The 19,381-nt window shown below is 35.7% G+C and carries 10 protein-coding genes; 2 read left to right on the forward strand and 8 right to left on the reverse strand.

Annotated elements, in window-relative coordinates:
* Positions 1–39: 39 nt before the first annotated feature.
* The 8 genes from P2086_RS17520 to P2086_RS17555 form a co-directional block, all read right to left on the reverse strand.
* Positions 40–2,412 (reverse strand): methyl-accepting chemotaxis protein, encoded by a 2,373-nt coding sequence (locus P2086_RS17520; protein WP_317898061.1) that lies wholly within the window; start codon positions 2,410–2,412, stop codon positions 40–42.
* Positions 2,413–2,467: 55 nt separating this feature from the next.
* Positions 2,468–3,949: a porin gene (locus tag P2086_RS17525; RefSeq protein WP_317898062.1), complete on the reverse strand. Its 1,482-nt coding sequence runs from the start codon at positions 3,947–3,949 to the stop codon at positions 2,468–2,470.
* An 88-nt stretch (positions 3,950–4,037) separates the two neighbouring features.
* Positions 4,038–4,556: a chemotaxis protein CheW gene (locus P2086_RS17530; protein WP_317898063.1), complete on the reverse strand. Its 519-nt coding sequence runs from the start codon at positions 4,554–4,556 to the stop codon at positions 4,038–4,040.
* 509 nt (positions 4,557–5,065) lie between these two features.
* Positions 5,066–6,547, reverse strand: coding sequence for an OmpA family protein (locus P2086_RS17535; protein WP_317898064.1), 1,482 nt, complete (start codon positions 6,545–6,547; stop codon positions 5,066–5,068).
* 33 nt (positions 6,548–6,580) lie between these two features.
* Positions 6,581–6,760: a CsbD family protein gene (locus P2086_RS17540; RefSeq protein ID WP_317898065.1), complete on the reverse strand. Its 180-nt coding sequence runs from the start codon at positions 6,758–6,760 to the stop codon at positions 6,581–6,583.
* Between the two features lie 259 nt (positions 6,761–7,019).
* On the reverse strand, positions 7,020–9,473 hold the full coding sequence (locus P2086_RS17545; RefSeq protein ID WP_317898066.1) for an ice-binding family protein: 2,454 nt from the start codon (positions 9,471–9,473) through the stop codon (positions 7,020–7,022).
* A 177-nt stretch (positions 9,474–9,650) separates the two neighbouring features.
* Positions 9,651–13,382 (reverse strand): immunoglobulin domain-containing protein, encoded by a 3,732-nt coding sequence (locus P2086_RS17550; protein ID WP_317898067.1) that lies wholly within the window; start codon positions 13,380–13,382, stop codon positions 9,651–9,653.
* Between the two features lie 308 nt (positions 13,383–13,690).
* Complete coding sequence (locus P2086_RS17555) at positions 13,691–17,710, reverse strand: chemotaxis protein CheB (protein ID WP_317898068.1); 4,020 nt, start codon at positions 17,708–17,710, stop codon at positions 13,691–13,693.
* A gap of 312 nt (positions 17,711–18,022) precedes the next feature.
* Between P2086_RS17555 and P2086_RS17560 the strand changes: the two genes are divergently transcribed.
* Both P2086_RS17560 and P2086_RS17565 read left to right on the forward strand, forming a co-directional pair.
* Entirely contained in the window at positions 18,023–18,889 is an 867-nt protein-coding gene (locus P2086_RS17560; protein WP_317898069.1) for an LEA type 2 family protein, read from the forward strand.
* The gene (locus tag P2086_RS17565) at positions 18,886–19,332 is read left to right on the forward strand and encodes a hypothetical protein (RefSeq protein WP_317898070.1); all 447 of its coding nucleotides are present in this window, start codon (positions 18,886–18,888) and stop codon (positions 19,330–19,332) included. Before P2086_RS17560 ends, P2086_RS17565 begins: the two co-directional genes overlap by 4 nt.
* The last annotated feature ends 49 nt before the right edge of the window (positions 19,333–19,381 follow it).

Below are 19,381 nucleotides of genomic sequence, written 5' to 3' on the forward strand. Positions count from 1 at the left end.
TGAATTTCTTTGCACAAAATTTATGAAAACAACCAAGTTTTAAAACTTTTCATATTCTACATCGTTATCGCTCAAATCTAATTTAACGTTACTAGACTTACCATTACCCAAGTGCATTCCTATACGATCGAATTTTGCAGAGCTTGTTTTCTGGCTCACTGCCAATTGTTTTGTTAGAGAAGTTGTATGTAGAACTTTTTTATCATGAGTACGTTTTGCAGCATGATTATGATCCAATTTAAAAAAAGTAACTGTTTCTTTTAATTGTTCTGCCTGCGCATTCAGTTCTTCAGCTCCCGCTGCCACCTCTTCAGAAGCCGCTGCGTTTTCCTGTACAACCTGATTTAATTGTTGAATCGCGTTGTTCACCTGCTCTGCGCCTGAATTCTGTTCAATACTTGAACTCACAATCTCCTGAACTAATTCAGCAGTTTTTTGAATATTAGGGACTACATTCTTAAGAAGTTCACCTGAATTAACAGCAATATCGACACTTTTGCGAGATACCTCATCAATTTCTGAAGCTGCTAATTGACTTCTTTCTGCCAACTTACGAACCTCGGCTGCCACAACAGCAAATCCTTTGCCGTGCTCACCTGCTCTTGCTGCTTCAACAGCTGCATTTAATGCTAATAAATTTGTTTGTCTTGCTATTTCTCCAATAATGGATATTTTACTGGCAATCGTTTTCATTGAATGAACCGTAGTATCAACAGCTTGATTACTCTCATTAATTTCTTTAGCAGACTTAACCGATATTTTTTCTGTTTCTTTCGAATTACTTGTATTCTGCTGAATGTTAGCAACCATCTCTTCCATTGACGATGAAATTTCTTCCACTGAACTTGCTTGCTCAGTGGCACCTTCAGACATTTGTTGAGAAGACGCAGACATCTGTGTACTCGCAGATAAAATATTTTCTGCGCCAGAAGTGATTGTACTAATAATTTCTCTTAGTTTTTCAACCATGCTTTTCATACTGCCAAGTGCATCTCCTACTTCATCCTTTGAAGTTGACTCGATAGAAACTGTAAGATCACCTTGTGCCACCATTTTAATTTTTTCAACAAGGGTTAAAATTGGCTTTGCGATTGAACTTGCAATCACCACAGCAAAAACAATAGAAACAAGCATAACTATTAATCCCATGGTAATAATCATATTACGCAAACTATAAATCGAGGCAAAAGCTTCGTCTTGATCTTTTTCTGCAATAATGGCCCATTTTAAACCCATTATATTAATCGGTTCAAAGGAACTTAGTACCGCACTGTTGCGATAATCACTGATGAGTTTGTCACCTTTTGTCCCACTTAATGCTGAGCTGGATGCTTCAGTTTTAATGGTTTGATATAGAATTGGCGAACCAGCAGCTTTAATGCGATCAAGATTTTTTTGGTCGTACCCTACACGTGCAAGTTCTTTATAATATTCTTCAGGATTTTCCTCCAAAAAACGTGAAGTACTACGCATTTTATAGTCCTCACCTAGAAGGTAGGTTTCTCCTGTAGCACCAAGTCCGTCTTCCAACCATTTGTTGTTACCGGTCATTACATCATTGATTTGATCAATTGATAACTGAAATGCAACCACACCGATGGTTTGTCCATTTTCAATAATGGGTGCAGACATAAAAGCAGAAGGTACACCTAAAGAGGCAACATAGGGTTCAAAATCGGTTAATACACCTTTGTCCGCAGGACCATTAATTGCTGTTTTGTAACTATTAGCGAGATTGCTGTTAGATTGAGTACCATTAACTAAGTCTGACGCATAATCAATTTCTTTAGATGCTGAATAGAGTACTTGACCGTCTTTGTCGATAATAAATAAATCTGAGATGGTAAATTTAGAGGTTACATTTGCGAGTCCTGGATCATAAATTGAGTGTATATGATTGTACTCGTCAATTCCTGAAATAGCTGTATTGTTATGTGCTGATCCAGCAGCTGTTCCATTATTAAGAACATACTCATTTTGGAGCACAATGGTCTGTGGAAATTTCGGGGCAATGGTGCGACCATCGAAATTCTCTCCTGTATTTTTCGTAATACCGGGACCAACAACGCTGGTATAATAATTCGATACTTTATCTTGCAGTGTGCGATATTCAGCACTGCTTTGATCTATTTTTAAGTTATCATAAGCAACACTTAAATCCTTAGCAGCATCAACTACCATTTTGTCTCTTGATAAGCTTAATACAAGGCTTTCCATTGATTCAAAATACTGCTCAATGGCTTTTTTCTTGGTTGCTTTTACTGAAATAAGTTGCGAGAACACACTTTGTTCTAAACTCTTTCTAGAAGAACTGTAACTTACCCAGCCTAGTATTAGCGTATTCAGCAATACCAGTATTGCCATTACAACGGCGATTTTTGTTTTGATTTTTAAATTTTTAATTAGTTTCATGTTTTTTGTTTTTTGTTTGTGATTTTACTTTTGTTTTATTTTTGATTTATTTTATTTAAAATTTTCCAATAATGGCTATACCTAAGGTTGTTTGATTCTTCGATAATTCATTGTCTCTTCCTTTATAATATACAGGCAGACTCGCAAAATCTTTTTTAAACTCAAGCTTAATAGCTATATTTTTTAATGGTTCAATTGCTAATGTCATAGTCTGTCCCAAGTAACTGCATCCTAAATACTGCACTTTTTGGGAGTCGTCAAAAAACTCTGTTCTACTACCAATTGTCAACATTGAATTGATTTTATACTTAAGATACAGGGCAGCTCCGCCCCAGGTGTTCTTTTTGCCGTCAAAATTATTTAAACCGTAGGCAGCGTTTAATGCAACCCTGATTTTTTTAGTAAGTCCCGTTTCATAGCTTAAATCCAACATTTGTTTAAACACCTTTATCGTATCTCCTGTTAATGAAGACGGTGCTTCATTACCGCCAATCCAATTCAAAATCAAAAATGATTTGTCGTTGGGAGTCAAACTTACTTGACTCATAAAGGTTTTTGCTTTGTTATCATCCGAAATTTTATCCCATCCAGAAACAATGCCACCCATTAATTTAATTTTTTCGCTTAACGTTAAATCCATTTTTATTCCAGTGTGATAAAATGGTCCATTTGTGAATAAATTAGAAACACTATAATTAAAGTTGTTTGACGCCTCTATTACTTCATATCCAATTGGTGTGGCAAAATTCCCAACAGTAATCGTAGCCTTTTTAAATGGATCATAAGAAAGGTATACTTGTTTAATTATTAATGAGGTTCCATTATTGCCATAATTTGCAATCTCTCCTCCCAATCCATAAGCTAAATCAACTAAAGCTTTTAAACTCTTTGCAGAGTACTCAAATTTAGTTTGCGCCATGCTTAGCGATAGTCTATTATGATAACGGTCAAACACACGACCTGCACCATTTGAACCAATTAAACTACTATTTGCAGGTTTATTGAGGTCGTATGAATAATACGTATCAATCAATCCACTAATTTTAATATTTTGTTCAATTTGATTCACTAAAGAATTAATTGTGGAATCACTTTTGTGATGTTCTATTCTAAATTTTTCTAATTCTAATAAAAACCGAATGTCACTCTTGGCTTGTTCTAAATCAAAAGCCTCTTTTACAATCAAGCTAGTATCAGCACCTTTAATAGTATCATTTTTTTTCTCCGTTGATATGGCAAATCTATTTTTGTAATAAACTTCTATTGTCACTTTAGGATTATTACTTTTTTTAAGTTCATAGTAATCCTTTCCTTCTGAAAAGGCAATTAACGCAATAAGTTCTGCTTCAACATCGTCTAACAAATCGTTCTTAAGGTTTTTAGAGGGGTTGTTTATATAGGAATCAAAAACATGCTTGATCTCCTTATCAGAAATAATATTATCTTTATTTAAGTCTGCAAATAATAAACGTGTTGGAAGTGTATATAACCCCGCTTTTTCTGCAGAATTTTGAGCATTTAAAGAATAATTTATCATAAAAAAAAGTATAATAAATATGTATTTAAAAATCCTCGAAATGTTATATACAAATACTGAGTTCACCTTAAAATCTTAGTTTTTTGAATTAGGCATTTACTTCTTCCTGTTCTCTTACTAAAAAATCGATTTCGTTCCTAGCAAAAATTTTATTTATATCCACCAACATCATAAACTTATCGTCTACTTTAATCATGCCATCAACAAAGTCTAAATTTTGTTTCATACCCGTTAATGGAGAGTTTTGAATTTCGCTCTCACTTATTTCAAAAACTTCAGATACAGAATCCACAAGAATACCAACAGTGATAGGTTTATTTTCTACCTCAATGTTTACAACAACGATACAAGTGTTTACAGTATGCGCAATTGAATTCATTCCTAATTTTACACGGGTATCAATAACCGGAAGAGGCTCACCTCTCATATTAACAACACCTTTAACAAAATCAGGCATTTTTGGAACTTCCGTTATAACTGGTACTTCTATTATTTCTAGAACGCGAAATACTGGAATGGCTAATAATTCATTGTTTAGTTCGAAAGACAAATATGACCAACTATTCGTAACTTCTTGTTTAATGTTTTTTTGAGATTCTGTATTCATTTGTGTTTTTCTTTTAATTTTCGACAAATGTAGTGGGTGATTATGCGCCATGCTAGTAATGTTCGACCGCGTTTAAGCGACAGGGGGGTAATCCTAGTTTAAACTAAGTGAAAAACACTAGTAGCGTTTAAGTGAAAACCTTATTTCACTCATTGAATCATTATAAATACTTCCCAGGATCTATAATTTGTGGCAAAACGAAACCTAAAAAATTACTAATTATTAGGTATCTATGCTCACATAACTCCAATAAAAAAACTGAAACGATTTTTATCAGCTCCGGTTTTTAATTTTTGGGTAAATACTTTACTTTTTTGCAAAAAGACTAAAGGCTTTACAGGAAGCGACCAACTTCGTTATTTTTCAGAAACCTATATTCGTAAACGGCATTTATGGTCACAGTTTTTAAATAAAAAAAATCTCCCTGACTTATACTGTTGTCAGTATAAATCAGGGAGATTTTTAATTGGATAAGTTTTAAAAAATCACTCCAAAGGTTTGACTCTAACTTAATAGGAAGTTTTTAATTCAACCCTTCTGTTTTTTGCTTTTCCTGCATTAGTCTTATTATCTGCTATTGGTTTTGTTTCTCCATAACCAACAGGTGTTAGGCGTTCCTCTGAAATACCTTTTGATATTAAATAATTTTTCACCGATTCAGTTCTTTTTTGTGAAAGCGTAATGTTGTATGCATCATCGCCGTCGCTATCTGTGTGTCCTTCAATGGTAAGGTTAACCGATTGATTTCTTTTAAGAATATCTGCCAAATCATCTAATGCTGAGTTCGAGATTAATTTTAATTTATCGCTATTGGTTTCGAAATAAATTTTTCCGGCAATTAAAGTTATTTTTTGAACATCTAATTTTGGAATTTCAGGACAGCCTTTATTTTCAATAGAACCTTTTGCTGTAGGGCAACGGTCTTCTTTATCAGAAATGCCATCTTTATCGGTATCAGGACAGCCTTTAAAAACTAATTCTCCAGCTAACTCCGGACAAAGATCTTCTTCATTTACAATACCATCTTTATCAGTATCAATAGCACAACCGTTACCATCTACTTTATATCCTGTTTTCGTACCAGGACATTTATCATTGATATCTGCAATACCATCTTTATCACTATCAGGACATCCGTTCAATTCCTTTGGTCCAAATACTGTTGGACAACGGTCATCCTTATCCGTAATACCATCCATATCTGTATCAGGACAACCTGCAAGGCTTGGAAGACCGGCAATGTCTTTACACGCATCTAAATAATCTGCAACACCATCTTTATCAGTATCAATTGGGCAACCAAATTCATCTACAGAAATCCCGGTTGGTGTATCTGAACATTTATCTTTTTTATCGGGCACACCATCTTTGTCGGTATCTTTTTGTTTTCCAAGATTAAATGTTAATGCTACAGTATGATACAGTTCCATGTCGTTATCTCCACCAGCAGTTACACCATCAATATGATCGGCATTCGTGAAAAGAAACGACTCCTGGAGACGCAAAGAAACAACTGGTCCGAATTGAAAACTAAAACCACCACCAACTGTTGGCAAAGAAAAAACAAAGTGTTCTTTCTGAAGAGAAAAAACTGACTCGTACCAAACTAAACCAGCACCAGCCATTAAATATGGTCTCACAACAGCTGTGGGTTTTGTAAAGTGAAATCTTACCGCGATGTTTCCAGAGTTGTGGCGCGCTAAAAAATGATTTGGATTCAATGCTGTACCTACCGACGAATGGTCTGTGTATCCAACCTCACCTCTTGAAAAAGCTAAAGATAAATCGAAGTAATTGTTTAAATATCGGGACACATTGATGCCAGCAAAGGCATAAGAAGCTTGATCTGTTTGATAAAATCCGTTACCTAAATCACCCTTATATTGAGCGAGTCCACCGTGAACCCCAAGTGTCCATTTTTTTTCTTCTGTTTGTGTAAATGCTGTGAGTGTTGTTAAACAACATGCAAGCCAAAGTATTTGTTTTTTCATTTTATTTATTTTAGAGTTTATGTTTTTTAATCATTATAGATGCAGTATAATTTTGTTTATTTCTTCTTTTGTTCTTCCGAGTATCAACTCAAGTCTGCCAAGCATCTCGTCCTTTTTTCCGTCAACGAATAACAAATCATTATCGGTTAGTATTGCAAATTTTTGTTTGAGTTTTCCTTTTACTTCATCCCAATTTCCATGTAGTTCATCCATATTTTTCATTTTACTATTGTGTGAATTGGTTTATTTCCACAAAGCAAAGGTGGTAAGGTCTAGTAGAGAAAGTATTACAGAGTTCGTCGAATATGTTACATGTTTCACGGATTTGTAAAACAGATCGTTTTGTGCACTTCAATTGTAAATATTAACGCGACAATATCCCTAGGAGCTCTTGATTTTAGGTTAAAAAAACGAATAACGTAAAACCCCCTCCGAAAATAATTCGTAAGGGGGTTTTAAAAAAGGGGTTAAATTATTTGTGCGATATAAGCTTACCAGATTGAATGATTTTATTATTTGTGCTAATAGTATATAAATAAATACCATCTGCAAGTTCGTGTGTTTCGATAGCGTTATTTGATTTTGTAAGAATAGAATACATGACTTCTTTACCAAGCAAATTATATATCCTTAGTTCTCCCTTATTAAAAGTGCTATTGTTATCAATGGACACGTGTAATGTACTTGAGAAAGGATTAGGATATAAATGGATTGATTTAGAACTGTAATTATCAAATGTATTTATTCCTACATCATTACATTCAATAAGAACAGCGTCGATGGATGTTACTGCAGGTGAACAACTACCAGTTATAACCACATTATAATCAGTTCCAAGATCACTTCCTACTACTGGATTAATTAACAGGTTAGCTGTATTAGCACCAGAAATACTTCCGCCATCAACAAGATTAACAGAACCTTTTCTCCACTGATAAGTAAGTCCAGCGCCAATAGACGTTACGCTAAACATAGCTGCACTTCCCAAACACGTGATTTGATCGATAGGTTGAGTTGTTATACTTGCAGATTCATTCACTAACAAAGAATTATTAGCTGAAATAATAGAAGGTGTACACATACCCATTACAACCACATTATAATCTAATGCTCCATCAGCTTGTGTGATCGTATTAAAAGTAAGTGTTGGTGTATTTACTCCAGATATATTTCCTGCGTTTAATAAGTTAGTTGTTCCTTTTCTCCACTGGTATGTAAGTGCACCACCGGTAGCTACTACAGAAATGTTTACGAGATCATTTGTGCAAGAAATCTGATTACTCGCGTTTGAAGTAATACTCGGAGGAGCGTTTACAGTTAGTGAAACATAATTAGAGGTATCGCTTGGAGCAAAAGCTCCGCTCACAATCACGTTATAATTTAAAGAAGAATCGCTAACTGCTACCGGATTAATAATTAACGTGGGAGATGTGGCTCCAGAAATATTTCCACCATTTATTAAATTAACAGAACCTTTTCTCCATTGGTAAGTAAGATTACTACCAGTAGAATTCACAGTAAAACTAGCAGTTCCAGGAGCACAAAGCGTTTTATTAATAGGTTGTGTTGTAATATTTGGAGCAAACGCTGTACATCCAGCGGTAACAGTTACGTTAATGGCAGCTGTTCCTACAGAACCGTTAGTAGTTAAAGCGCGTCCGTTTAGTTCCACACCGGTTGCTAAATTAATAGCGCCATTGTTTGCTACAATTGTTCCTTTAAAATCGGTGTAATTATTTAAATTCACTGCACCATCAACTTTCCAGAACACATTTTTTGCTTGCGTACCATTCGTTAAAATAACACTGGCATAAGCACTGCTTGATAATGCGCCATTGATAGAAATTACAAAAACCGCGTTCGCATTTCCCATTCCGTTTAAAAAAAGTGTATCAACAAAAGTTGTAGCACCATTCATTTGGTAAACGTGTGGAGTAAGTACTAATTTGTTTCCAAATTGAGGAGGATAAAGTAAATTAATATCGTAAGGCAAGGTATTGAGGTATGTGTAAAGTGTAAGCAAATCGGCTGCACAAGTACCTGTTGAGACGTCGGCAATAGGGTGAATAGACCCACTTACATTTAATGGATTGAAACCTGTAGTTAAGCCTACATTTGTTCCAACATCTCCACCGTTAATAAAACTAATTCCGGTATTAGTAACCGGCCCGTTTGACGAAAATATACCATAACAACCTGTCGAATTAAGAGTTGGAGACGCTGGTCCTGTTAAATAAGGACTACCACAACCAACTGGCGTAAACGCTAAAACATCTGAAAGTGTAATTCCACCACTTGTCGTCATGGCTCTACCTTCAAGCGTTGCGCCTGAGGAAAGAGATATCGCGGCATTGTTAGCGATGATCGTACCTTTCATTTTTGTTCCTGCAGCTAAACTTACCGCACCTTCAACTTTCCAAAATACATTACAGGCCTTGGCACCATTTGCTAAAATCACATTGGCACCTGCTGCTGACGCAAAAGTACCACCAATTTTAAAAATAAATATAGCACTCGCATTATTTTGTGCGTCAAGTGTTAATGTGCCATTTAAGGTAGAAGCGGCAGAGGTTGAATACACTCCTGCGTTTAAAGTTGCGCCATTACCTAATAAAGGTGATGGAAAAAAAGCAGCAACGGTAGCATTTAATTGGTTATAGGCGCTTAATAGATCGGTAGCACAAAGCGCGCTTGCGCCATTATTATCATTCATAACACCGTTTACATTTCCAAAACCAGTACTTGAGCCATTGTTGGTTCCCACATTGCCAGTAATTTGCGAAATACCAATTTGGGTCACCGCACCAATGGAAGTAAATACAGCAAAGCCTGCAGTAGATCCAAGTGTAGGGGCCTGTCCGAATGTAACACCGGGAAGATTCATTATACCAATGGCTGTTGCCAAATAAAGTAATTTTGTTTTCATTTTTTTATTTTTAAAGGTGAATTCGTTTTCACGCTGCTAAGGTCATCATGAATACATTGAGAACCATTACACAACTTTTTCATTTAGTTACATTATTCACACACTTTCTAAATCCTGCTTAAAAAAAAATCCCCATTCCTCTTAAAGAAGAATGGGGATTTAAAATATTAAATTTGTTTATTGACCAATAATTTTTCCAGTTTGAATTACTTTATTGTCATACATGATTCTGTAAAAATAAGCACCTGGAGCAAGTTTACTCGTGTTTAGTTGCGTTATTTCTTTCGTCACCGTCGAGTGCATTACTTCTACACCTGAAACATCATAAATTTTCATTTCGCATGTGTTCATTAATGACTCTTTAGTTACCGAAATATTAATCTCATTAGAAAACGGATTCGGGAAAACTTTCACAGTTCCAACTGAATTTTCTTCTTTTTTTATACCAGTAGGATTCTCACAAAAACATACCCAAAGAATAGCATTGTTTGAAACTACTTGAGGTGAACAAGCTCCAGTGATTACAACGTTGTAATTAGAAGCTGTATCAGACTGGTTAACTGGGTTAATGGTAAGAATAGATGAATTAGCACCTGAGATGTTTCCACCATTCACTAAATTAACAGTTCCTCTTCTCCATTGATAGGTTAATTCTGAACCTGTTGCCATCACAATAAAACTTACTGAACTACCGATGTAACCCATTTGATTGTTTGGTTGTAAGGTAATAACAGGAGCTGTTTTAACAGTCACTTGTAAGTTAGCTGTAGTTACACTTGGCGCGCATAAACCAGTAATTACTAAATTGTAATTTGAACCTGCGTCACTTGTATTTACAGGATTAATAGTCAGTACAGCTGTGTTAGCTCCAGAAATATTTCCGCCATTTACTAAATTAACAGATCCTCTTCTCCATTGAAAAGTTAAACCAGAACCAGTTACAGTAACCGGAAGACTCATTGAACTTCCTTCACATACTTTTTGAGTTCCAGGTAACATAACAACGATGGGTGAAACGTTGATCGTTAATGCAACATTTGCCGAAATTGCATCGGGTGCGCAATCACCATGAACAACTAAGTTATAATCACTCGCAACATCTGCTGTTCCTGCTGGGTTAATAGTCAAGATCGCTGAATTAGCTCCTGTAATATTGTTTCCGTTTGTGATGTTTGCTGTTCCTTTTCTCCATTGGTAACTTAAATTCGTTCCAGCTGTGGTAACAGAAAAAATAATCGTACCTCCAGCACAAATAGTTTGTGAAACAGGTTGAGTTAAGATGGAAGGAGCGGTATTAACTACTAATCCAACGTTTGATGAGATTTGATTAGGTGAACATAATCCCGAAACTACAACATTGTAATTCGCTGCCGCATCTGATGATAAAACTGAATTGATAGTAAGCACCGAGCTTGTAGCTCCTGAGGTGGTTCCACCATTTGTTATATTAGTACTACCTTTTCTCCATTGGTACGTTAATCCTGATCCACTTGCCGTTACAATAAAGTTAACTGGACTACCAGCACAAATAGTTTGTGTTACTGGTTGAGCTAAAATTGACGGTGGCGTATTAACCACTAGTGAAACGTTGTTTGAAACAACAGTTGGTGAACAAACTCCTGTTATAACTACATTATAATTAGCTAATGCATCGGCAACCGTTACTGAATTAAGAGTAAGTTGTGATGATGTTGCACCAGAAATATTACCACCGTTGCTTAAATTCACAGTTCCAATTCTCCATTGATAGGCTAAACCTGATCCGGTTACAGTAACAGGGAAATTAACCGTAGAACCAGCACACACTGTTTGTGATACTGGTTGAGTAGAAATTACAGGTGACGTATTTACTACTAATGATACATTCATTGAAATATCATTCGGTACACAAGATCCTGAAACTAAAACATTGTAATTAGTTCCTGCATCAAGCAAGGTAGCTGCACTAATATTTAAAGTTGCTGTTGTTACACCAGAAATAGTACCACCATTACTCATGTTAACAGTTCCCTTTCTCCATTGGTAAGTTATACCAGGACCAGATGCTACAACTGGAAAACTAACCGCACTCCCTGCGCAAACAGTTTGTGATACCGGTTGCGTTGTAATGCTTGGTGAACCATTTACGGTTAAAATAACATTTGATGAAGTTTGACTAGGAGCACAAAGACCAGAAATAACTACATTATAGTTTGAAGCCCCATCTACCGCTGCTACTGGATTAATCGTTAAGATAGCCGAGGTTGCACCAGAAGTCGATCCACCATTTGCAATGTTAACTAAACCTTTTCTCCATTGATAAGTTAAACCAGAACCTGTAACGGTAACAGGAAAATTTACACTCGTTCCAACGCAAACTGTTTGACTTATAGGTTGTGCAGTAATAACAGGAGCTGTATTTACAACTAATGTTACACTTGATGAAGTTTGACTAGGAGAACAAAGTCCCGTAATGACTACATTATAATTTGTTCCTGCATCAGCAACAGTTGCTGCTGTGATAGTAAGAGTTCCTGAAGTTGCACCAGAAATATTTCCAGTGTTCGTTAAATTCACAAGTCCTTTTCTCCATTGATAAGAAATGCCTGTTCCTGTAGCAACCATTGGAAAACTCATGGTAGATCCTGCACAAATAGTTTGTGAAGATGGTTGTGAAGTAATTGCCGGAGCAGTATTTACAACTAAAGATACATTGGTTGAAGTTTGACTAGGTGTACAAAGTCCTGAAACAATTACATTATAATTTGTTGCTGCATCAGCTACTGTTGCTCCTGTAATAGTTAAGTTTGCTGAAGTAGCCCCTGAAATATTTCCAGTATTCGTTAAGTTAACAAGTCCTTTTCTCCATTGATAAGAAAGTCCTGTACCTGTTGCAACAATTGGAAAACTCACAGTAGCCCCTGCACAAACAGTTTGACTAGCTGCTTGAGCAGTGATAGCGGGAGCTGTTCCTATAATTAAAGAAGCATTGATTGAAACAACACTTGGAAGATATGTTCCGTTCACTACAACATTATAATCTGATGCAACATCCGTTGAAGTAGCAGGATTAATAGTAAGTACACTAGAAGTAGCTCCAGCAACATTTCCACCATTCACTAAATTAACTAAACCTTTTCTCCATTGGTAAGTTAAACCAGCACCTATAGCGTTAACCGAAAAACTCATAGAACTACCCGTACAAACTGTTTGAGTAACAGGTTGTGTAATAATAGTTGGTGAAGGATTAGAACATGTTGAAATATAAAGAGTGCTACCATTTACATCCGCAGCACCTGCTGTTGTTAGAGCTCTACCTTGAAGTACAGTACCCGCTCCTAAATTTATTAAAGCGTTGTTTGCAACAATTGTACCTTTCATAAGAGTTCCAGCACCTGTATTAAAAGCCCCTTCTATTTTCCAAAAAACATTACAGGCTAATGCCCCATTTATTAAGTTGACTACGGCGCCTGCATTGGTTGAGAATGCACCCTGCACCTGAATAATAAAGACAGCCCCTGAATTGCTCTGTCCATCTAAGGTAAGAGTTCCATTTAATGAAGCGGCTGTTGAAATAGAATAAGCCCCAGCAGTAATAACTTGATTGTTACCTAAAATAGGTACCGGAATTAATGTAGCTGCTGTTGTATTTAATTGATTGTACAAGGTAGTTAAATCAGCTGCACAAAGTGCAGTTGCCGCATCCATTGTGTGAACTACACCGGTTACACCTGTAAAGCCTGAACAAGTTCCATTGTTGGTACCAACGTCTCCTGTAAATGTTGAAGCACTGATTACATTTAATGGTCCGTTTGTTGAAAACAGAACAAAATTTGCCGTGCTGCCTAGCGTTGGTGCTTGTCCAAAATTTAATTTCGGAAAACACAAGAGCGCCGTAAAAGTTGCTAGAAGTAAAAATTTGTTTTTCATTTGATTTATTTTTTTAGTGATTTTATATTTTTCACAAAGTTCAATCATTAAAAAAGGGATTTGTTACGTAACAATTTAATTGACTTACACATTTCACACTTACACTAAATAATGAGAAAATAGCCTTAATTCTGGATTATAGGACTAGTTTGCAATGAACTATCTATATTTTATTCGTTAAAATATGACAATTTCATTTAATTAATTCCAAGAAAATTTAATTAAGTAAAATAGCTTATAGAAAGTAAAGCGTAAAAAAAGCTGTCTGAATTCAGACAGCTTTTTGTTTCATTCAAGATCATGTAATCTTATAAATCTTTTTTCTTATACAAATTACTGTGTACCAAAGAATCGGATTTACTTACAAGCCTTACAATTTTGCTATACAACAATTTCTCATCAACTGGTTTTGAGATATAATCAGTCACGCCTAACTTTTTGCATTTTTCATCATCCATTGAAGTAACATCTGCTGTAAGAGCAATTATCGGGATGTTTGAATGCATTTCCTTACGGATATGTTCGGTTGCTTCAAAGCCATTCATTTCGGGCATTTGCAGATCCATTAAAACAACATCGTAGACATTCTTTTTGAGCAGGTCGATAGCGAGTTTACCATTACTTACAATATCAAATTCAAATCCAAAATCTGTTAGAATCAACTTAATTAAAAGTTGGTTTAGAGCAATATCTTCGGCAACCAAAACCTTTATTGTTTTTAGCAGAGTATCTTTTGTTAAGGTTTCTGTTTCGTTTGTTTTAAACTCCGTACTTAAACCTAGCTTTTCAAAATCGAGAACAAAGCTAAAGGAAGATCCTTCGCCGACCACGCTATTTAATGCGATTGTTCCGCCTTGTAGCTCGACCAATTGTTTTACTATAGCAAGCCCCAAGCCTGATCCGCCATATGACCTAGAAGTTTCTCTTGAAGCTTGTTCAAAGCTATTAAATACATTTTTTAACTTGTTTTCAGGAATCCCTATACCTGTGTCTGCAATTGTAAATTCAATGTTTGTGTTTTTTTCATCTTCTTTGATGAGGCGTATACTTATAATAATTTTTCCGGTATGCGTAAATTTAACCGCATTGCTCAAGAGGTTTAAAATTATTTGTCGTAAACGCAAGGGATCGCCAATTAAAATTTCGGGAATCGCGTCATCGTACTCCTTAATCAGTTCTAAGTTTTTTTCCAGAATCTTAATTTCAAACAAATGAAGTATTGCAGTAATAGAGTGTGAAAGATTAAATGGTATCTGCTCAAAAGTCATTTTTCCTGCATCTACTTTAGCAATGTCAAGAATGTCGTTTATGAGTATTATCAAAGAATCACCAGAAAGTTTAATCGCATTGATGTATTCCTTCTGAGAGTCATTAAGTTGTGTTTTTAAAACTACATTCGTAAAGCCAATAATTGCATTCATTGGCGTTCTGATTTCATGGCTCATATTTGAAAGAAACTGTTGTTTGGCCTTTACGGCATTCTCTGCAATTTCTGTTTTATGTTCTGCATTATTTTTCGCCTGTATCAACTCACAATTAATTTTCTCGATCTTTTTCATGGCCTTTTTTTCCACTTCGAGTTTTACTTCCAGTACTTTCTTTTCCTTCTGTCTGAGATCAAAAGCCAATTTCTTTATTTGTGTAACGTCTGAAATAGTAAGAACAATGAGCTCTTCATTATTACTTTGTTGCACAATGCCATGAGCGTTAAGCAGCAAAGTCTTTTTTCCTGAAACGGGTAAATTAAGCTCAGCTTCAAAATCTTGAAAAGGTTTATTCTTTAAGATAACATTATCGAGTAGTTCACGCAGGCGTGGAATATTCCATTGGCGATTATTTAAACTAAAGAGCGATACTCCGGTACTTTTTTCTTCAGTAATTTTAAATAGTGCGCAAAATGATTTATTAGCTGACTTAACGCGCATATCCTTATCAATAATAAGCATGGGCTCATGAATGGTAGAAAGAATTATTTCATAATAATTATAAAGTTCTTCCACTTCTAGAATTCGTGCCTGAAGCTCTTGGTTGGTAGTTATCAGCTCTTCATTTGTAGACTCTATTTCTTCCTTTGACGTTTCAAGCTCTTCATTGAGACTTTGCAATTCCTCATTGCTCGAAACAATTTCTTCGTTAGCACTTTGTAGTTCTTCATTGGCGGCCTCCTGATCATGGGTGATAGTGGCCATATCGAGACGAGAAGCTGCTATTTCCTCTTCGAGTTTTTTTATTCTTCTGTCTCTTGCTAGTGAATTGTTTTTCGTGTCTTTAATTGAATTCTCAGACAATTGACTACTTTGTTGTCCAGTAAAAATAATAATCAACAGCTCTTCTTCACCTTCCATTATCAGTGGAGATACTTCAAGATTAACGATACGCAGGGCCACTCCTGCTTTATCACGGTTCACTTCAATGCCGGTTTTATTCACCGTTTGTTTTGTTTTAATGGCGTGGTGTATAGCATTCCGCAACTCAAACGTTATTTCCGGATGTACCATTTTTAAAACATTTAAGCTGGCTCTTCCGGTAGAATTCTGAAGGTATAGTGCTGTCTGGCCTCGAAACTGAAGAATATCAAGATCGTGATTAATAACTATACTAGCCGGCACATAGTTTGAAAGCAGAATCAAATCGAATGCGTTACCAAGACTTCCCAAAGCAGCAGAACCTATTTTTTGAGAACGAATAGATTGGTGCATCACCCTTACTATCGTATTTTTTTGTTGAATGCGGGGTAAAACATTTGTCGTGCTGCGTGTACTGGAATCTTTTTTACGGATATATATTTTAATTTTTTTATCGGGGGATGCAGTAAAAAGTTGTGTTGACGAACCAATGGTTTCTGATTTACCAAGCATCAAAAAGCCCTTATCATTAAGCGCATAATGAAATGTGGAAATTGCTTTTTTCTGTGCCGTGGTATCCAGATATATGAGCAGGTTGCGGCAACTGATAAAATCTACGCGCGAAAAAGGAGGATCGCGTAAAATATTGTGAGGCGCAAAAATACAAACATCGCGGAGTGATTTGATGACGCGGTATTTATCCCGCGATTTTGTAAAGAAATGCTGGAGGCGTTTTGATGAAACATTTTTAAGCTGGTGAACCGAGTATTCTCCTATGCGTGCCTGATTAATAGCGTCTGTACTTAAATCAGAGGCAAAAATCTGGAAAGGGATCTTATTGACTTTAGTGTCTTGAATCTCAAATAATAACATAGCGAAACTGTACACTTCCTCTCCAGTGGCGCAAGCCGCTACCCAAATACGCAGCGACTCACCCTGCTTTTTACTTTTGAGAAGCTTTGGAAAAATAATATTTTTTAAACGCACAAACGCATCCGGATCTCTAAAAAACTCAGTTACATTAATGAGTAAATCTGCATAAAGCAAATCCGTTTCATCTTTTTTTTGTTTCAGTATTTCTGAATACTGTTTTAAATCTGTTATTTTTAGGATCAACATCCGCCTTAAAATGCGTCGTTTGATTGTATTCATTTTGTAGCGACTAAAATCAACCTGTTTGTTTTTATCCAAGAGTTGCATAATCACTTTCAAATAAGGATCTCTATTATCTATTTCATCTTCTGGAGCAAGCTTTCCTCCCTTTCGCGTAATTAATGGATGCTTGCTCATCCAATTAAGCTTAGTTGCAATTTGTTTAGGTGATAAAACAAAATCCACAATACCCTCGGCTATGGCTGATTCTGGCATACTGCTGAATTTTGCAGTTTCATTCTGGGCAAAAATTATTCCGCCCGCTTCCTTTATTTGTTTAAGTCCTAATGTACCATCGTGGCCACTGCCCGAAAGCACAATACCGATCACATTGTCTTTATGCGTTTCAGCCAAGGAGGAGAAAAGCACGTCAATCGAGAGAATAAACGATTTGTTTTGTCGAGGGAGTAATTTTATGTGACCGTCTGTAACCTCAATTCCTTTGTTATAAGGCATTATGTATACATTGTTTGGTTCCATCTTATCCATATCTTCCACATCCTGAACTTTCATAATAGTAGTTTTGGATAAAAGAGAAGACAACATGCTTTTGTGATCTGGGCTAAGATGTTGTACATAAATGAATGCCATACCCGTATTCGGCGACAGGTTCTTTAAAAACTCAGTAATCGCTTCCAGACCACCAGCAGAGGCACCAATAGCCACTATCGTAAATGCATTTGGCTCTGCCTGACTTTTTTCTACGCTAGATGTTTTCTGTAATTGATCCTTACGGAGCTTAGCCTCTTTTTTTGGAATAGCGGCAACTTTTGAATGGATGCTTTTGTTTAAGACAGATTTTTTCTTGCCTTTTTTTAGTGATGGTTTCATTTTCATTGACATTAGTTTGTGAAAACTACACCGAACACCTTTATCATTTAAGCATTCTAATGTAAACAAAGGTAACCTTAAATACGAGAAAGAGTCGTTTATTCAAGAACTTAATGGAAATATAATGTTGCGTTATTTACTACAATTCGTGGCCAGAATCATATCTTTTGCGAAAGGCACTATAATCAAGCGACTGGAAGGTTTTTTGATAAAATAACAAAGTGATAATTATACAACAAATTCCTAAGATTATGTAACACTTAAGATCTTGCAAAAATCATCTTTGTTGGTTGGAAATTTATTCAGCTGAAAATGAAAAAAATTAAGCGTATAATTAGCATTGTCTTTATCATATTAGTAATTGCATCTTGTCTGGGATATGTTTTTCGAAGTAAGTTATCAACTCCCTTTATACCAACGGTAGAACAAACAGGTGACATACTTATCTCAGTAGAAAGAGATACCTCCTTTGTTACTGCAAGTTTTATAGTAACAAACCAGTTTTTTCTTAAAATAGAAATAGACACTCTACTATACAAAGTAGCTCTGCTCAACAAAACCTATTTGCAAAATAAAAAATCGCTTGGAATAAAACTACCCGCATATGGAAGCGACACCGTTGATTTTTCTCTAAAAATTCCATACGTTGCTATTTTGAAAGATTTAAAAACTGAACGCAAAAAAGGTGACAGTATTGGCTATTCCGTTGACATTGATCTTGGATACTCTACAATTTTTGGCGCAGCGAAAATCCCGATTAAAAAATCGGCGAAAATAAAAATTCCACAGCCTCCTGAGTTAAAAATCGAACAAATAAAATGGAAAAAGATTCGCTTAAAATATATACAAGCAATTGCTAGAGTTAAAATAATCAATTACAGCGTTGTTAATCTCTCCGTCCAGGATATTCGTTACACGATGGACATTTCAAAACAGGGATCTTTACAAGGAACTTACAAAAAAGCTATATCTATTAGACCTTTTGGAACAACGTTTATTGATCTACCCATAGAAATTGAAATAAAAAACATTGGAAATACTTTGTTTAAAATACTTGTCGATAAAGATACTTATGATTACACGTTAGCACTAGAAGCTACACTTGAATCTACTATTCCTTTAGAAGAATCATTTCACCTCAAGCTCACAAAGAGTGGAAAAATAGAATTAAAAAAATGAAAAATCAGCTACTAAAAATTCCTTTTATCCTTCTTCTCCTAAGTTCCTGTATTGTAAGGTCACCAAAATATACCACCCTCGAAAAAGTACTAGCCATTGAATTGGGAATGTCGAAAACAGCTGTAGACAATATACTTGGCATTCAGCCTTACGATTTAAAAACACGTAACGACACATGCACTACTTTTTTATATGTGTACCGTTTAACCGATCGCAGAACCTTTGCGTTTAATACCAAGCCTGTGAACGGCAAAAAAGTTATTGGTGACTACGTAAAAGTAGCCATTGCCTACTCGCTTGAAGACAAAGTGATCAGCATAGAATCCTGCAGTCAGTGTTCGGACAACCTTGAGCGCACCAAAAAAATTGATTTTGGCAAAGTGCTGGTTTTTGTAACCGTAACCTTGCCGGTGCTACTCATCTATTTTGGATTAAAACAATAATTATACCGATGTAACAAAATAGATTGTCCAATTTTCAATTGCACCGTCA

Origin of the sequence: Aurantibacillus circumpalustris, from assembly GCF_029625215.1 — a bacterium.
GTDB lineage: Bacteria > Bacteroidota > Bacteroidia > B-17B0 > Aurantibacillaceae > Aurantibacillus > Aurantibacillus circumpalustris.